The sequence below is a fragment of the Geminicoccaceae bacterium genome, from assembly GCA_020638465.1.
In the GTDB taxonomy this organism is placed as follows: domain Bacteria; phylum Pseudomonadota; class Alphaproteobacteria; order Geminicoccales; family Geminicoccaceae; genus JAGREO01.
In genome coordinates this window covers 628,448-645,196 of sequence record JACKIM010000001.1, presented here as the reverse complement: position 1 = coordinate 645,196, position 16,749 = coordinate 628,448, and the positions used below count along the sequence as shown (strand labels likewise).

Here is a 16,749-nt window from a genome sequence, read left to right as displayed (position 1 = left end):
ATTCCGGCTGTGTGCGCTTAATGGCTCAAAGGCATATCTTGATCCGCCTGGACCGAACGATCCGTCAACGGTTTCGAGCGCAGGGTGCGCTGACCGGTACCCGTGTCGATGCTGCAGACCCTGTGCCGGGGCGATCCCCTTTTCATATCGGTCCGGCCGGTGCCCGGCGGACCATCGGAATCGCGTGGCACCAGGGCAGGCGGCCAGATTTCCCGGAACAGCTCCGCCGGACGACCGGCGATGATGGCCAGCAGCATCTCCGCCAGCCGTCGCCCGGCAGCACGGCTGTCAACGCGTATCGTTGTCAGGGGTGGGTCCAGCATGGCCGCCAGGGGAATGTCATTGTAGCCGATGATCGAGATATCCGATCCCACCACCAGTCCCTTGTCGCGGGCGGCGCGTATCGCACCGATCGCAACGAGGTCGTCAACGCAGACAATGGCCGACGGAGGAGCGTCGAGACGAAGGAATTCGGTCGCGACGCGATATCCTCCCGCCTCTTGAAACCCGGCATCGGAAACGAGCTCGGGGGCGATGTCGATGCCGGCTTCCTTCATCGCCCGCTCGAAGCCCTTTCGCCGCAGATGGGCGCACATCAGGTCGCTCCGGGCACCGATCATGCCGATACGCCGGTGTCCCAGCTGCAACAATCGTTGCGTGGCCATGACGAAGGCGGCTTCGTTGTCGATGTCGAGATGTGCATGGCGCTCGGGCTGGTCGCTACGACCGAGACTGACGAAGGGCATGCGCATTTCAAGCAGGTAGTCGATCCGTTCGTCCGTTCGCCGGGTCTGGTCGAAAATGATGCCATCCACCCGTTGTTCTTCAACCAGGCGGCGATAGCCGCTCAGGGGATCGCCGTCGGGCTCCTGGGTGGAAATCACGAGATCGTAGCGGGCCCGGATCAAGACGTCGTTGAGACCGGCCAGCAACTGGGCGAAATAGGGATCGTCATAATAGGCGCTGATGTCGCTCAGCACGAATCCGATGGATTCGGTCGAGCCGGAGGAAAGCCGGCGCGCCTGGGCATTGGGTGTATATCCGAGTTCGCGCGCAACCCGCACGACCCGTTTGCGGGTTTTCGGACTGACTTCGGAATAGCCGTTGAGGGCACGGGAGACAGTCGTCATCGATAGTCCCAGAACCTTCGCCAAGCCTCGAAGGTCGACCCTGCGTGAAGGAGAATGAGAATCCATAATGCAGTTGATACGGCCAAACCGCTTCGAACGTCAAATCGGCGATCAATTTTTCGATTTTATTCCATAATATGAAAATTATTCTCATGAATAATTTATCAAATTCGAGATTTCTGACTTTGCAACAGAAAGGCGCGAGGATTCGGATTGTTCAACGGGCGGCCAGTTCCAATGGCGATCCGGGGTGGTCGGCGCTTTCTGTCGGTGCGAGGAGGTCGCGACCGATGGTCGTGTCGACGGCTAGGTCCGCTGCAACGGTGATGGCGACGTCATTGAGTACGTGCCCTCCGATCTCGACATGATCGATCCACAATGCAGCGCCATCGCCGACGGAGGGAATGCCACTGTTGAGCATATCAACCGGGTTGAGCACGCTGTGTTCGAGTGTCGGGTCGACACGGGCATCAATGACGGTATCGCCGAGCCGCAGCCGGACATGGGCGACATTGTCGCCTGTCGCGTCCGGCGCGATGGCACCGCCGGCGGGAAACTGCCAGGCTCCCTCTTCGATGAACTCCGGTACGGGATTGCCGCCGGCATTGTCGATGTCGTCGGCATTTCCCGCTGCGGGTGCGATGGCGTCGAACATCGCATCGTATCCTTTCCCGCTTTCGATCGAGAGGCCGAGGAACATCACGGGCAATGCGGCGGCGAACAGCATCAGGGCACGTTTCCACTCGGACCGTGGCCGCGCCGGCGGGTAATAACTGTGCGCTCGCGGGCTCACATTGATGCTGAAGCGGTCACCGGCGACGGGCATGGGCTGTTCCTCCAACCGAAGTGCCGGCGCAACATAGTCGGACCTGTCGCCACGACCGTTAATCTGCATGGTGAACGGAAGGAAGGGTGCACATCGGTGTGCCCGCCCGGTAATCTTACCGGCATTATCAGGTTGATCACACCCACCGGTGGGGTTGCCTCGGCCACATGCTGAATCTTGCCGATGTCTCGCGCCTGAAGGGCTTTCGTTTTCCCCGGTCCGTGATTGCTTGCACGGTCTGGTTCTATCACCGGTTCTTGCGGGACGTCGAAGATCTGCTCGCCGCACGGAGGTCATTCCGACCAAATTCTCTTACCGTGCGGCGTGATCCAGAACCTCTTCGGCCCACTGGTTCAGGCTCTTGCCAGACAGCTCGGCAGCGAGCGCTGCCTTGCGGTGCACTTTGGGGTCAACACGGAACATAACCTGTGCCGAGAAAGCCTTCTGAGGCTCCTTGCCTCAGAGCTAAACCCGACAAGCTGCTAGCAGATAATGCAAGCGTCACCTTGCGGATTTTCCGGGTTCGGATCCATGAGGTTGCGCCGTTGGAAAGGGCCATGTCCGCTTATCCTGTTGTTTTGAGCTGAGACAGTCTGGTCCAGACCCGGTCGGAGGGGTTGTCGTTTTTTCTGGCGCGGGCGAGGAACCAGTGGATGTAGCGGTCGAGATATCGGGTGGCGGGTCCGCGAAACAGGCCGATGAATGCGTGAAAGCGCTGGTGCAGGCTGTTGACGGTCTGGATATGGAAGACGTTCTGGATGATCCGATGGCCAGGTTTGTCGCGCAGGACGTGATGTGGCAGGTGGTGCCGGTTTGCGAATTGGCGATAGACCGGGTCGCCGTCCGAACAGAGCACCACATTCGCTGTGAGTTGATGATTGAGCGCCTCGAGAAGGTCGCCGCCACGCCTGCCGGCGACCCGCTCGGCGCCGATCCGGCCGGCCCTGTCGGTCACGGTCAGGATCGGCATCTGGTAACGTGAGACGCCCGTAGGCAGCTTCAGCTTTAGCCGCTTGTAATCCTTCCAACGCAGACGATCAGGCTTGGAATGGGCTGCTGGATCGCGTTCGTGCCGCACCCATTGCCGGCTGCCTTTGCGGGATTCCCGGCAGAATGTCTCGTCGGCCTCGACGATGCCGGCAAGCGGACCGTGTTCGTGCCCGGCGTTTGCAGGATCGACACCCATCAGGTCCATGATCCTGTGACGCCAGCGCCATACCGTCATCTTGTCCACGCCAAGCCGCTCGGCGAGCTGCCGGCAGGAGGACGGATGAGGTCCGAGCATGTCCTCCAGAACCAGCATGAACCGGTCGCGCTTGCGCATCTGTGCCAGGGGCATCGCCGTCGTGCTCGACATTGTCCGCCGGCAGTCCGAACAATGCCAGCGCTGAACCCCGCATCCCGTCCGCCCCCAGCGGCGCAAACGCTCACATCCGCAATGCCGGCAACCCGGGCTGTCGCCTGACCGCGCCTCGATCATCGCCAGCGTGCGAAGTCGATCATCGAGAGCTTCCAAAAGCGCCCGCAGCTTGCCCACCTGCACCGCATTCAGCGCCTGTATGCCCCCGCACCATCTCTCGAAAGCCCTATGCTGCATCTGCCAACCTCGCCAATTCCGGTAATCCGCGAGGTATATCAAAGAATTGAGAACAAAGCAAGAACAAACAACATGATATGCAGACATGGCCTTGGAAAGCACCATGGGTCAATTGTCTACGGGATCGACGGTATGATTAACGATATTCGTCTCACGATGTCTGGCGCATCATCAAAAAATTAATTGACATCACGTATCAAATGGCGCAGACACCCATCAAGTTCTAAATAACGATCTAAGTTCATAATAATGAACTATTGGGAGGACAATGTGAGCGGCCGCGGTGCAGAGCGCGTACTGCAAATCATCGAGTGGATGGCTGAAAAGCCGGCACCCGTCAGCTTCAGCGAGACGGTCCGCACGCTCGATCTGCCGAAAAGCAGCACGCTCGATCTGCTCAGGCTTCTCGTCGCTACCGGTTATATCGAGCGCCTCGCCGATGGCAGTTATCGGTTGGTAAGGCTGCCGGGCGAGCCGACACCTGAGCAACGGCGGTGGGGCACTCTGCTGCGCCACGCCGACGACCCGCTTCGCCGGGCGGTGGAGGCCAGCAGGGAGAGCGGCTTCATCGCCGTGCTGGAAGCCGATCTCGGCATCAAATACATCGCCAAGATCCTGCCCGACCGTGAAATCCTGTATGACCGCGACATCACCATTGCTCGCAGGCCGCATCAGGTATCCTCCGGCGTCATCCTGCTGGGCCGGTTCACCGAGGCTGAGTTGCGTGCCTATGCTGAAGCCGAACGCGCGGCCGGGCGCCTGACCGAACCCACGGGCGACCTGATGGCCCGCGTGGCTCGCGCCCGCGTCGAGGGCGTCCATGTCAACCTGACTGGCATTGTCGAAGGCGCCAGCGGAATGGCCTCACCGATCTTCGGTCGCGACGGGCGGATTGTCGCCGCCGCCAATATCTCAGGCCCCGCGGGGCGCGTCGAATCCCAGCTTGGCAAGATTCAGCCGGTTCTGCTCGCCTGCGCCGCCGAAATTTCGAAATCACTCGGCTGGGACGGCCTCCCCGCCGCCGGTGCAACAGAAGAAGCTGAAAAAGCCGTCCATTCACGCTGAACGAAAATCTGACGGAGGAACCGTTCATGACCAATCCAATCACCCGACGCCTTGCGCTGGGCCTGATCGCCACAACTACGGCCGCGTGCGTCGCGCTGCCGGCTTCAGCCCAGTCTTTCCCGGGCGAGCGCGGCCTTGAACTTGTCGCCGGTTACGGCCCCGGCGGCGGCCATGACACCCTGCTGCGCACGATGGCCAAGGTGTTGCAGGAAGAGAGCATCATTACCGAGCCTCTGGTGGTGGTGAACAAGCCGGGCGGCGGCTCCGCCGTGGCCATGGGCTACCTGAACAGCCATGCGGGCGACGGGCATTACCTGATGTCCGTGACCTCATCGCACATCACGACACCGCTGACGTCGAATGTGGGGCTGGATTATTCCGACTTCACGCCGATCGCCCGTCTCGGCATCGATCCCGAACTGCTGATCGTCAGTGCGAACGGCCCCTATACCAGCATCGAAGACCTGGAGAACGCGGGCAAGAAGCTGAATGTCGGTGGGACGGCGACCGGCTCGCTCGAGCATATCGTGGCCATCGAGTTCGGCGAGCAGGCGGGCGTCGATGTGAACTACATACCTTTCCAGGGTGATGCCGAAGTGGTGGCCGCGCTGCTGTCGGGCCAGATCGACTTCATCGTCAGCAATCCGGGCACTTCTCGCGACTTCATCGAGGCGGGCAACTTCAAGGCGCTGGCCATCTCGACCGACGAGCGCGTCGAGGTGATGCCCGACATCCCGACCTTCAAGGAGCAGGGCCTCGACATCAGCATGGTTCTTTTCCGTGGCGTCACCGCCGCGCCGGATATCGACCCGGCGGAGCGCGACTGGCTCATCGCGAAGATGAAGGAACTGAGCGAGAACCCGAAATGGAAAGAAGACTATCTCGACCCGAACGGTGTTGTTCAGGGCTTCCTGCCTGGCGATGAGTTCTCTGCGTATCTCGGCGACACGCAGACCACCTATCGCGACGCGCTGACCAAGCTTGGTCTGATCAAGTAAGCATGGAGGTCCCTGCATGAAACTGTCGGAATTCCTGTTTCTCGGCCTGTTGGCCGTCTTTGCGGGGGCCACCCTCTATGGCAGCCTGGACATGCCCTATGGCTCGGAGCAGACCTTCGGGGCGGGTTTCGTGCCTTTGAACATGTCTGTCGCCGTTCTTGTGCTGGGCGCCCTGATCGTTTTCAGGGGCGTCCGGGCGGGGAGGGCGGACATCCCCGATCCTGCCGAGGCGTCTGGAACGCCGAAAGGGGATCAGGCCACGTCACCGCTGAAAGGTGTGGGCATTGTCATTGCGACGGTTGCCCTGATCGCAGCCACCATCGCCGCAGCGCATTTCGGCTCTCTGATGCTGCCGCTCGGTCTGTCCATGGTGGTCATCACCGCACTGTTTCTGGAGCGGGGCTGGCGTATCGGCCTGATCTCGACGGCCGTGGCGCTGATCGTGATCTACGGTATTTTCGATCTCTGGCTCAAAATTCCTCTTAGCTGACGAAGGCATAGTTCGATGCTCGATGCTCTCAGTCATTTGGCGAACGGCTTCGCCGATGTCCTGACGCCCTACAACATCGTGCTGATCTTCATCGCCGGGATGATCGGCACCGCGGTCGGCGCTTTGCCTGGCCTTGGCCCCTCGGCCGGGATCGCGCTGATGCTGCCGCTGACCTTCGGGATGGATCACGTCTCCGCGCTATGCCTGCTGACCGGTGTCTATATGGGCACGATGTATGGCGGCCGGATCACCTCGATCCTGATCAACACGCCGGGCGATGCGCCAGCCATCATAACGGCGCTGGAAGGCTATCCGATGATGCTGCGGGGTGAAGGCGGCATCGCCCTGGGCATTTCGGCGGTATCCTCCTTTTTCGGCGGAATGTGCGGCATGCTGGTGCTGATCTTTTTTGCCCCTATCGTCGCGCGGAACGCAATTTTCCTCGGCCCGTCTGAATACTTCCTGCTGATGCTTCTGGGCCTGTCGACGATCATCCTGCTGGCGGGCGAGGATATTCTGAAAGCGCTGCTGATGGCGTGTTTCGGCGTTCTGGTCGCGACCATCGGCGCCGATGTGATCTCGGGCCATGTCCGCTTCGCCGTAACCCCGGAACTGATCGAGGGCATCGATTTTGTCGCCATCATCATCGGCCTCTATGGTCTGGCCGAAGTATTCCACAATCTGGAGAATCGCATCGTCCTCAACCTCGGCAAACCCAGCCTGAAGATGGCCGACTATGTACCATCGCGGGCCATGCTCGATGAATCCAGGTGGCCAACGCTGCGCGGGTCGGTCCTCGGTACCGCTATCGGTATCCTGCCCGGCGCGGGGGCCACCATCGCCACGTTTCTCGCCTATGCGCTGGAGAAGAAGCTGAGCCGCACGCCCGAGAAGTTTGGCAAGGGCGCGATCGCGGGCCTCGCTTCGCCCGAGGCGTCGAACAACGCCGCCGTCCCCGGCTCGTTGATCCCGCTGATCACGCTTGGCATTCCCGGCTCGGGCGGCACTGCGATCATGCTGGGTGCGCTGATCATGTACGGACTTCAGCCCGGCCCGTTCCTGATGGTCAAATCCGGCGACGTGGTCTGGGCGATGATTGCCGGCCTGGTTCTGGCGAATGTCTTTTTGCTGCTGTCGAACATCCTGTTGATCCCGCTTTTCGTGAACCTGCTGCGTGGCATTCAAGGAGTGCTGTCCTCGGTAGTCATCGCGCTTTGCGTCGTCGGCGCCTATTCGCTGTCCTATTCCTACTTCAACATCTGGATCGCGTTGATCTTCGGCATCATCGGCTATCTGATGCGGCGGCATGACTACCCGACCGGACCGTTCATTCTGGCGGTCGTTCTGGCGCCATTGGCCGAAAACTACTTCCGGCAATCGGTGATGCTGGGTCAGGGAAGTCTGTCGATCTTTTGGGAGCGTCCGATCTCGCTGGGAATCATCATTGCCATGGGCGTGGCCATCTGTCTGGCCCTTGTGCTGAAGATGATGATGCGCCGGCGTCAGGCGGTTCTGGCCTCGCCGCATTCCATGGATGAGGAGACGGAAGAATGACCACGCCGCAGAATTGGACCCGGGTGGGTTTTGCAGATGCGCCAACCGGCCCGCTCGTTGGCCTGCGCGTGCTGGACCTGTCGCGTCTGGTCGCGGGCAACATGACCTCGCTGCAACTGGCCGATTTCGGTGCCGATGTGGTGAAGGTGGAGCCCCTGCCCGACGGTGACCCGCTGCGGGCCTGGCGCCAGAAGGGCGAGTCGACCTTCTGGAAGACCTATGCGCGCAACAAGCGCTCGCTGGGCCTGGATTTTCGCGGTGATGGCGCACTCGATCTGCTGCGCGACCTGATGGCGGGCGCGGATGTGATGATTGAAAGCTTCCGGCCCGGCACGCTGGAAGGGATGGGGCTTGGCCCGGATGTCATCGCACGGGACTTTCCCCGTTTGATCCTGTTGCGCGTCTCAGGCTTCGGACAGACCGGCCCCTACAGCCCACGCCCCGGTTTCGGTACGCTGGTCGAGGGCATGTCGGGCTTCGCGCATCGCAATGGAGAGATGGGCGGCGGTCCGCTGCTGCCGCCGCTGGCGCTGGCTGACATGATCTCTGGTCTCTATGGATCGAACGCCGTCATGATGGCGCTGAAAGCACGGGATGTCAGTGGGCGCGGGCAGGTTGTCGATCTCGCTCTGCTTGAGGCAATGGTCTCCGTCCTAGGGCCGGAACCGCTCGACTATCGTCTGGCTGGAGCGCCCAAGCAGCGTGTCGGAAACGGGTCGAACACTTCCAGCCCACGCAATGTTTATCGGAGCCGGGACGGGCATTTCATCGCCATCTCCGCTTCGATCCAGCGCATGGCTGAGCGTCTGTTCAAAACCATCGGCCGCGAGGACATGAACAGCGATCCGCGTTATGCGACCAACGAGGCGCGGGTCGCCCGCCGCGCGGAAGTCGATACGATCGTCGGAGAGTGGATCGGCGCGCGGGACCGCGACGAGTTGATGCGTATCTTCACCGCCGAGGGCATCACTGCTGCGCCGCTTTACTCGGTCGAGGATATCGTCAGCGATCCGCATTTCATCGAGCGCGGCATCTTTGTGGAGGTGCCTGATGACGAGTTGGACAGCGTTCCCACTCACGCCCCGCTGCCTCGCCTGTCCCAAACGCCCGGCAATCTGTGGCGACCCGCGCCACGGTTGGGCCAGCACGGGCGCGAGGTGTTGGACGATTACGGCATCGTGCCGGAGCGGTCGCGGGCGCTGATCGCCAGCGGAACCGTGCACGACAGCGCAGAGGGTGCCGCATGAGACTGCGCTCGCTGCTCTATGTTCCCGCGCATGTGGACCGTTTTGTGGCCAGGGCGCATGAGCGCGGCGCGGATGCGGTGATCCTCGATCTGGAGGATTCCGTGCCTGAGGCGGAAAAGGATGCGGCGCGCGCATCTTTGGCCACGGCCGCGCCGCATGTCGCGCAGTCGGGGGTGACGGTGTTTGTCCGGGTCAATGCGACGGACAGGCTGGAGGCGGATGTACGCGCGGCGATGGCCGCAGGCACGGACGGGGTCATGCTGCCCAAGGCCGTGCGTGCCGATAGCATTGATCGCCTTCCGGACGGTGATTTCGCCGTGATCGCCGTTGTCGAAAGCGCGGATGGCCTCCTCGCCGCGCGAGAGGTCGCCGCCCATCCCCGTGTCATCGCGCTTTGCCTTGGTGGAGAGGATTTCGCTACCGACACCGGCGCCGTTCCGGATCCGGATGTGCTGCGCCTGCCAAAGCTGTTGCTGCACTATGCGGCCAAGGCTGAGGGAAAAATTTCGCTTGGTCTGCTGCGCTCCGTGGCGCAATTCGACGACCCGGCCGATCTGGCGGCGGCGGCGGCCGAGGCGTCGAAATTCGGCTTCGATGGCGCAACTTGCATACATCCGAAGGTGGTTGATGTCTTGAACACAGCCTTCACGCCAAGTGCCGAGCAGATTGCACACGCGCGCCGCATCGTCGCCGCAGCCGAAACCGCCGCTGCGGAAGGCCGCGGAGCCCTCATGCTGGATGGCGAATTCATCGACGCGCCGGTTGTTGCCCGGCACCGCGCCATCCTTGCGAGGGGGAATGCGGCAACCGGCACTCCAAAATCCACATCACTGTGAACCGGCACAGTTGCTTCCCAGGTCGTCGACGATCGCAATAGCTACCGCAGCATCGTTCCAAGCAATGACTTCAGTACCTTGAGCATCGGTTCGGTGATCTCGGCGTCCAGCCCCTCGCGCCATTCCAGACCTACATATCGCGCCAGCGGCGGGGCACAGACCTCCCGATACCGCATCTGGCCGTTGGCGACTTCATCCTTGATGGCGATCCATGGCAGAAAGCTGCGGCCAAGCCCGACCATCGTGGCCTGCTTGCGCGGGTTGGGCCCATCAATCTCATGGGTGATCTGAACCGTCGCGCCGATCTGTTGCGCCAGCCTTTCCACAAGATCGCGCACTGGCTTGCCCTTGGCGGGCAGCATCAGCGGCTCGGCAAGAGCTTCAGCCAGCGTGATCGGCCCCACCTCCCGATCCGGATGGTCAGCTCCCATACAGAAAACCATATTCTCCGGAGCCAGATATTGTTGCTCTGGAGTCTTCTCATCCGCAATGATGATGGCGAAATCCGCCTTGCCTTCGCTCAGCATTTCACGACTTTCCCTCGTGTTTGCCTCGATCACATAGACACCGGCGAGCTGCGGCAGGTCTGAGAGATTTTGCAGAAGGCGGGGCGTGAGTTCGGGCGCGACGGACGGGATCGAACATATCCGGATGATGCGAGGGTCGTCCGGTCCGCGCCGCTGTAGGGCGCGAAGTTCTTTTTCCGCGCGGGAAACCTGCGCCAGAATGATGGTGGCGTGGTCCAGCAGCAATTGTCCGCCCTCAGTCAGTACAACACCGCGCCGCGATCGATTGAGAAGCGGCCCACCGAAATCGGCTTCCAGTTCCTTCAGGTGATACGAGAGCGCTGGTTGCGGGACGGAAATCCGGCGCGCGGCTTCGGAAATGGAGCCTGCATCACAGATTGCGCGGAAATATCCAAGTCGTCTGAGGTCAAGCCATGTCATAGTTATCCATATATAATTTTTATACAATTTGAAAGAAATCTGTATTGGCCGCTTTCGTCCGGCCACTGCTACTGTTTTCTGGTGAGATTCAGTCGATCAATGCGGGATGACGCGCTTCCGGCGCAAAACCCGACAGTGCGATCCATAATGTAACGTCGACGATCTTCAGCGCATACGCTTCAGGGAGGAAGAAGTGATGACCATCAAGCCAACCATATTGTCCGTGAGCGCGGCTTGCTTGCTGCTTGGCGCGTCCGTGAACAATGCGTTCGCGCAGAATGACAACCATGACATCACCATCGCCGCGCCGTTCGCATTCGACAACATAGATAGCTGCAACTCTTCGTCGGAAGTCGGACTGGTCGTTCGGGAGAACGTCGTCGAGGCGCTGACCCACCTGAATCCCGTCACCGGCGAGCCTGAGCCGCGTCTGGCGACCTCATGGGAGCAGACCGGGCCGACAAAATGGCGCATCACACTGCGTGAGGAGGTCACATTCACCGACGGGGAGACTTTCGACGCCAACGCCGTGGCGCGCTCGATAGAGCGCATGTTCAATCCGAAACTCGACTGCCTGAACAGGGGCAAGCTGTTCGCGAATATCCGGCTGACGTCCGAGATCATCGATTCCCATACAATTGATATATCAACAGAAAAGCCGCAGCCGCTCATGCCGATCTTCATGAGTTTTCTGACGATTGAATCTCCGAAGACCGATTTCGACGCAATGACCAGCGCGCCGGTCGGCACCGGCCCCTACATGGTACCCGAGCGTGGACCAGCCGATCCGATTGTTCTGGTCCGACAGGACGGCTATTGGGGCGAGACGCCTGCGGTCACCAAGGCGACCTATCTGCGCCGGGACGAAAGCGCGCTCCGCGCAGCGATGGTGGAGGTCGGCGAAGCCGATATCGGCCTTTACATCGCGATCCAGGACGCCATCGACCCCGAGATGGATTTTCCCTATCTGAATGCCGAGACGACGCGCCTGAGATTCAGCTTCGTGGGGCCGCTCGCCGATATCCGCGTGCGCAAGGCGATGAACCTGGCAATCGATCGCGAACTGCTCCGCGACGGGCTGTTCAACGAAAATTACATGATCGCGACGCAAATGTTCCTGCCTCGCATCAATGGCTACAACCCCGACATGAAGCCTTGGCCGTATGATCCGGAGCAGGCAATAAAGCTTCTCGACGAAGCTCGCGCCGACGGCGTTGACGTGGACTCGGAAATCCCTCTGATCTCCCGCATCAACTTCTATCCCAACGGACAGGAAGCGATGGAGGCGATGATCGAGATGTGGAAAGCGGTCGGCCTGAACATAAAGCTTCAGCCGATGGAGCGTGCGCAGTGGTTGAAACTGGTGAACAAACCTTACGCGGAGCCTCGCCCCGCTATGCTGATCCAGGAACAGCATGACAACAATTCGGGAGATGCGACCTTCACCATGCATTTCCGCTATCATTCGACCGGTCAGCAATCCGAGTTCGGCGATCCGAAGCTGGATGAACTGATCGATGCTGCGGATGTTGCTTCGGGCGAGGAGCGCGTGAAACTCTATCAGGAAGCCAACGCCTATTCCGCCAGCGAGATCGTGCCGGACGTCATGATGTTCCACATGATCAATTATGTGCGGATTTCGCCACGTCTGGACTATCGCCCCGATGCTCTGACGAACACGATGATGGAACTGTCCACAATCGGTTTCAAGTAAACGACTGATGAGAAGACGGATCGGGCGGTCCCTGCGCCGCCCGGTCGAAACCCGTTACCGTCGAAGTCCGTTGTCAGGGAGGACGGGTTTTGGGCCGTTATTTCCGACAGAGAACCATACAGAGTGCGCTTTCGCTGTTTGGCTTGATTGTACTTGTCTTCTTTCTGGCGCGGTTGACCGGGAATCCGGCGGATCTGCTTTTGCCGGTGGACACTCCGCAATCGGTGCGCGATGAATTCTCCGCTAGGCACGGTTTCGACCAGCCGGTGCTTGTGCAATTCGGTCGGTATCTTGTCGAGCTGGCGCAACTCGACATGGGGTATTCGTTGCGCGACGGACGCCCCGCGCTCGATCATGTGCTGGCCGCCTTTCCCACAACGCTGTTGCTGTCGTTCTGGGCGATGTTGATCTCTCTGACTATCGCCATCGTGACCGGGTCCATCGCCGCGTGGCGGCCGGGCGGTCTGTTCGACCGCATCGCCAGCCTCATCTCACTGGCCGGCGCCTCCATCCCCAATTTCTGGATCGCCATCGTTGGCGTCCTGATCTTCGCGGTGTGGTATCGGGTGCTGCCGACCTCGGGAACCGGCACGCCGCTGCACTGGATTCTTCCCGTGACGGTATTGTTCATCCGCCCTTGTGGAGTGCTGACCCAAGTGGTGCGGTCCTCGATGATCGCCGCCCTCTCCGCCCCTTACACCAAGACCGCGCGTGCGCGGGGAGTGAGAACCCGTGCGGTGATCTTTGGCCACGCCCTGCGCAACGCGATGCTGCCGGTCGTCACGGTCGCGGGCGATCAGGCCGCCGGCATGATCAATGGCGCGGTTATCGCCGAGACGATCTTCGGGTTTCCCGGTGTAGGGCGGCTGCTGATCGACTCGATCATGTTCCGCGATTTCGCGGTTATTCAGGCCGCCGTGATGGTGACGGCCATCGCCATCTTCATTCTGAATATCGGGATCGACATTATCTACGCGATCCTCGACCCACGAGTGAGGCACGGATGACATGACAGACGTGGCTCACTCCGGCGTTGGCGATGCCCGTGCTGCATTGTCCCGCATCACGGACGTGTTTTTGATGCTGTGGCGTGACAAGTTCGCGTTCGTCAGCGCGCTCTTTCTGTTGTTCGTCATCTATGTGACGATCCTTGGCTCATCTATCCTGCCGGACGGTGCGCTTACCATGAACCTGCGCGCCCGTAATGCGCCACCCTTCGATCTTGAGCGCGGATGGGTCTACATCCTCGGGGCAGACAATCTGGGCCGCAGCCTGCTGGCGCGGCTGGCCGTGGGCGCCAGATACACCCTGCTGATCGCAGGCAGTGCGGTGATCATTGCGCTGGTGATCGGTGCATTTTTTGGGCTGATCGCCGGATATCGCGGGGGTTGGATCGGAACCATCATCCTTCGGCTGGCCGACATCGTGATGTCGTTTCCCTCGCTGCTTCTGGCGCTGATCGTACTGTTCGTGCTGTCGCCTCAGGTGTCCAACGTGGTGCTGGTCCTGGCGCTCAGCCGGGTGCCGGTCTACCTGCGAACCTGCCGGGCGGAGGTGCTGGAGATTCGCGAACGCCAGTTCGTGGTTGCGGCCAGGGCGCTCGGCGCGTCGCACGCCCGCATGGTGTTCGTGCACATCCTGCCTAATGCGCTTCCGACGCTGATGACGCTGGCGACGTTGGAATTCGCAGCCGTCATGCTGTCGGAAAGCTCGCTGTCTTTCCTGGGGCTCGGCGTGCAGGCGCCGGCGGTCACCTGGGGTCTGATGGTATCGGATGGGCGTGGGTATCTGGCCACAGCCTGGTGGCTGTCGTTCTGGCCGGGCGTGGCGATCTCGCTGACCGCGATTTCGGCCAATCTGCTGGCGAACTGGCTGCGGACAGCGCTTGATCCGGCGCAACGGTGGCGGCTTGAAGCGCGGAGCAAATCATGACCCAGAGTCTGCTGGAGGTTTCAGACCTCACGGTACGGTTCCATTCACACGGGAAAATCGTGGATGCGGTGAAGAGCGTAAGTTGGGGTCTCGACCGGGGCGAGACGCTCGTGATTCTGGGCGAATCCGGATCTGGCAAATCGGTCTCCGCCTCCGCCGTGATGGGGCTGATCGACATTCCGCCGGGTGAGATCGTCAGCGGCCAGATCACCTTCGATGGCAAGGACATCCTAAATCTGCCCCTTGCCGCGCGCGAGAAGATCAACGGCAAACGCATCGCGATGATCTTTCAGGATACGTTGGCGGCGCTGAACCCGGTCTACACTGTGGGGCATCAGATCATGGAAAGCATGACTGCCCATGGCGTGGAGCGGGCGGAAGCAAAGCGGCGCGCGGTCGAACTGATTGGCCGCGTCGGGATTGCAGAGTCGGAGCGGCGTTTCAGTGATTATCCGCATCAGTTCTCGGGCGGCCAGCGGCAGAGGATCATGATCGCCGCCGCTATCGCTATGGAGCCCGATGTGCTGATCGCCGATGAGCCGACCTCGGCCCTCGATGTCACGGTGCAGGCGGGTATCCTGAAGCTGCTGAAAAAACTTCAGACCGAAAGCGGCATGAGCATCCTGATGATCACGCACGATATCGGGGTTGCCAGCGAGGTCGCCGACAAGGTCGCCGTCATGAGCCAGGGCGAAGTGGTCGAACAGGGCGATATCCGGTCAGTGCTGGACGCACCGCAGCACCCCTATACGCAACGGCTGCTGGAGGCTGTACCGGGCCGCCGCGGATATCCGCAAACTAGCGCAACCACCGGAGATATTCTGCTGGAGGTCAAGGGGCTGTCGAAATTCTATGACCTGACCGGCGGCCTCCTGAAAGCGTCGACTGGCCGAACGATCAGGGCGCTGGATGATGTCAGCCTAAGCCTTTCCAAGGGAGAGGTGCTTGGCATCGTGGGTGAGAGCGGATCAGGCAAGTCCACGCTGGTGAATACTCTTCTGGGTCTGATCAAGCCAACCACCGGAGAAGTGCTGTTTCATGGTCAATCGATGCTGTTGGAAGATCAGGCCGCCATGCGCGCATTACGCCGGCGCATCCAGGTCGTGTTTCAGGACCCAACCGCATCGCTGAACCCGCGGATGTCAGTGGCGCGCATCATTTCCGAACCTTGGGCGATACATGACGGCGTCCTGCCGCGCGACCAGTGGCCAGGGCGCGTGGCAGAATTGCTGGAGCAGGTCGGACTGAGCTCCGAGCATGCGGCCCGATATCCGCATCAGTTCTCGGGCGGGCAGAGGCAGCGCATCGCAATCGCGCGGGCGCTGGCGCTTCAACCCGAAGTCATCATCTGCGATGAGGCTGTCTCGGCGCTGGATGTATCGATTCAGGCGCAGATCATCGAGTTGTTGAAAGACCTCAAGCGACAGCATGGACTGTCCTATCTGTTCATCGCCCACGACCTGCCAGTGGTCCGCGACTTCGCCGACCGTACTATCGTGATGCAGAACGGGCGGGTGGTGGAAAGCGGCCGGACACAGGACGTGTTCGAGCGGCCGCAGCATCACTACACGCAGAACCTTCTCGCTTCGCGGCCGAAAGAGGAGCGCCATCGCGGTGGTGCATTGGAGACCGTCGAATGACGCCGAAACGCAGGGCTGAGCAGGCTGCGGAGTTGCTCCTGCGCACGCGCGAGGAGAACCGGACCCTTCACGAGCTGCCTGCCGAGTTGGCGCCAACGACGCTGGCCGAAGCCTATGCCGTTCAGGACGCGACGCTGAGGCTGATCGGCCCGGCCGGGGGCTGGAAGGTCGCCGGCAAGTCCGGTGGCGAGCCCAGATGTTCTATCCTTCCGGCTGGGGATTTCCATGCCTCGGGCGCCCTGTTCGACATGCCAGGTCAGGGGTTTGAGATCGAAGTGGAGACAGCCTTTGTCCTCGCCCACAATATTCCTGATCGGCCAGGACTTGTGAGCGAAGCCGATATCCTTGCGGCCATCGGGTCCGTGCATCTGGCGCTGGAACTGTGCGCTTCACGATTTGCCGACCGCAGGTTGCTTCCGATTCCGACCCCGGTCGCCGACCTGCAGGGCAATGCGGCGGTGGTGCTTGGTGCACCTGTCGAGGACTGGCGGACGTTGGTGTTCGAGAGCCTCCCGCTCCAATTGAGGATCGCAGACAAGACGCTGGACCTTTCGCCCCGGAACACGGGACTGCCTGAAACACTGAAGACGCTCTGTTGGCTGGCGAACCATGCGCGGGAACGCGGGGTGCCGTTGCAAGCCAAAAATACGATCATAACCGGCGCACGGCTGGGGCCGGTCGACCTAGGGTCAGCGGCCGAAGTCGCGGCGTTCTGTCCCGGCCTCCCTGAGGTTCGAGCGTTTTTCCGACATAATCCCCTGACAGGAGAGTGA

15 protein-coding genes and 1 pseudogene are annotated in these 16,749 nt (G+C 61.1%); 11 read left to right on the top strand and 5 right to left on the bottom strand.

Annotation, left to right across the window (positions count from 1 at the left end; translation table 11 throughout):
• Positions 1-17: 17 nt before the first annotated feature.
• The 4 genes and pseudogenes from H6851_03095 to H6851_03080 all read right to left on the bottom strand — a co-directional run bounded on the left by H6851_03095 (position 18) and on the right by H6851_03080 (position 3,553).
• A complete protein-coding gene (locus tag H6851_03095) occupies positions 18-1,130 on the bottom strand; it encodes a LacI family DNA-binding transcriptional regulator (GenBank protein ID MCB9942600.1) in 1,113 nt (370 codons plus the stop codon).
• Positions 1,131-1,347: 217 nt separating this feature from the next.
• Entirely contained in the window at positions 1,348-1,956 is a 609-nt protein-coding gene (locus tag H6851_03090) for a hypothetical protein (protein MCB9942599.1), read from the bottom strand.
• Positions 1,957-2,268: 312 nt separating this feature from the next.
• Positions 2,269-2,415, bottom strand: a pseudogene (locus tag H6851_03085) (toxin-antitoxin system HicB family antitoxin).
• Positions 2,416-2,521: 106 nt separating this feature from the next.
• Positions 2,522-3,553 carry an IS1595 family transposase gene (locus H6851_03080; GenBank protein MCB9942598.1) on the bottom strand — a complete coding sequence of 344 codons (1,032 nt, stop codon included), beginning with the start codon at positions 3,551-3,553 and terminating at the stop codon, positions 2,522-2,524.
• 270 nt (positions 3,554-3,823) lie between these two features.
• Between H6851_03080 and H6851_03075 the strand changes: the two genes are divergently transcribed.
• Genes H6851_03075 through H6851_03050 form a run of 6 tightly spaced genes read left to right on the top strand, consistent with a single transcriptional unit; the run spans position 3,824 to position 9,743 of the window.
• Complete coding sequence (locus H6851_03075; protein MCB9942597.1) at positions 3,824-4,618, top strand: helix-turn-helix domain-containing protein; 795 nt, start codon at positions 3,824-3,826, stop codon at positions 4,616-4,618.
• Positions 4,619-4,644: 26 nt separating this feature from the next.
• Positions 4,645-5,616 (top strand): tripartite tricarboxylate transporter substrate binding protein, encoded by a 972-nt coding sequence (locus tag H6851_03070; protein MCB9942596.1) that lies wholly within the window; start codon positions 4,645-4,647, stop codon positions 5,614-5,616.
• A gap of 16 nt (positions 5,617-5,632) precedes the next feature.
• On the top strand, positions 5,633-6,106 hold the full coding sequence (locus tag H6851_03065; protein ID MCB9942595.1) for a tripartite tricarboxylate transporter TctB family protein: 474 nt from the start codon (positions 5,633-5,635) through the stop codon (positions 6,104-6,106).
• Between the two features lie 15 nt (positions 6,107-6,121).
• Positions 6,122-7,660, top strand: coding sequence for a tripartite tricarboxylate transporter permease (locus H6851_03060; protein ID MCB9942594.1), 1,539 nt, complete (start codon positions 6,122-6,124; stop codon positions 7,658-7,660).
• Positions 7,657-8,907 carry a CoA transferase gene (locus tag H6851_03055; protein ID MCB9942593.1) on the top strand — a complete coding sequence of 417 codons (1,251 nt, stop codon included), beginning with the start codon at positions 7,657-7,659 and terminating at the stop codon, positions 8,905-8,907. Before H6851_03060 ends, H6851_03055 begins: the two co-directional genes overlap by 4 nt.
• A complete protein-coding gene (locus H6851_03050; GenBank protein ID MCB9942592.1) occupies positions 8,904-9,743 on the top strand; it encodes a CoA ester lyase in 840 nt (279 codons plus the stop codon). The genes H6851_03055 and H6851_03050 overlap by 4 nt, the downstream gene beginning before the upstream one ends.
• A gap of 41 nt (positions 9,744-9,784) precedes the next feature.
• Here H6851_03050 and H6851_03045 read toward each other — a convergent pair whose 3' ends face one another.
• Positions 9,785-10,690 (bottom strand): LysR family transcriptional regulator, encoded by a 906-nt coding sequence (locus H6851_03045; GenBank protein MCB9942591.1) that lies wholly within the window; start codon positions 10,688-10,690, stop codon positions 9,785-9,787.
• A gap of 196 nt (positions 10,691-10,886) precedes the next feature.
• Here H6851_03045 and H6851_03040 point away from each other — a divergent pair, with 196 nt between their 5' ends.
• The 5 genes from H6851_03040 (at position 10,887) to H6851_03020 (ending at position 16,749) form a co-directional block, all read left to right on the top strand.
• A complete protein-coding gene (locus tag H6851_03040) occupies positions 10,887-12,404 on the top strand; it encodes a peptide ABC transporter substrate-binding protein (GenBank protein MCB9942590.1) in 1,518 nt (505 codons plus the stop codon).
• Between the two features lie 89 nt (positions 12,405-12,493).
• On the top strand, positions 12,494-13,411 hold the full coding sequence (locus H6851_03035; GenBank protein MCB9942589.1) for an ABC transporter permease: 918 nt from the start codon (positions 12,494-12,496) through the stop codon (positions 13,409-13,411).
• A gap of 1 nt (position 13,412) precedes the next feature.
• Positions 13,413-14,336 carry an ABC transporter permease gene (locus H6851_03030; GenBank protein MCB9942588.1) on the top strand — a complete coding sequence of 308 codons (924 nt, stop codon included), beginning with the start codon at positions 13,413-13,415 and terminating at the stop codon, positions 14,334-14,336.
• A complete protein-coding gene (locus H6851_03025; protein MCB9942587.1) occupies positions 14,333-15,976 on the top strand; it encodes an ABC transporter ATP-binding protein in 1,644 nt (547 codons plus the stop codon). The genes H6851_03030 and H6851_03025 overlap by 4 nt, the downstream gene beginning before the upstream one ends.
• Positions 15,973-16,749 (top strand): hypothetical protein, encoded by a 777-nt coding sequence (locus H6851_03020; protein ID MCB9942586.1) that lies wholly within the window; start codon positions 15,973-15,975, stop codon positions 16,747-16,749. Before H6851_03025 ends, H6851_03020 begins: the two co-directional genes overlap by 4 nt.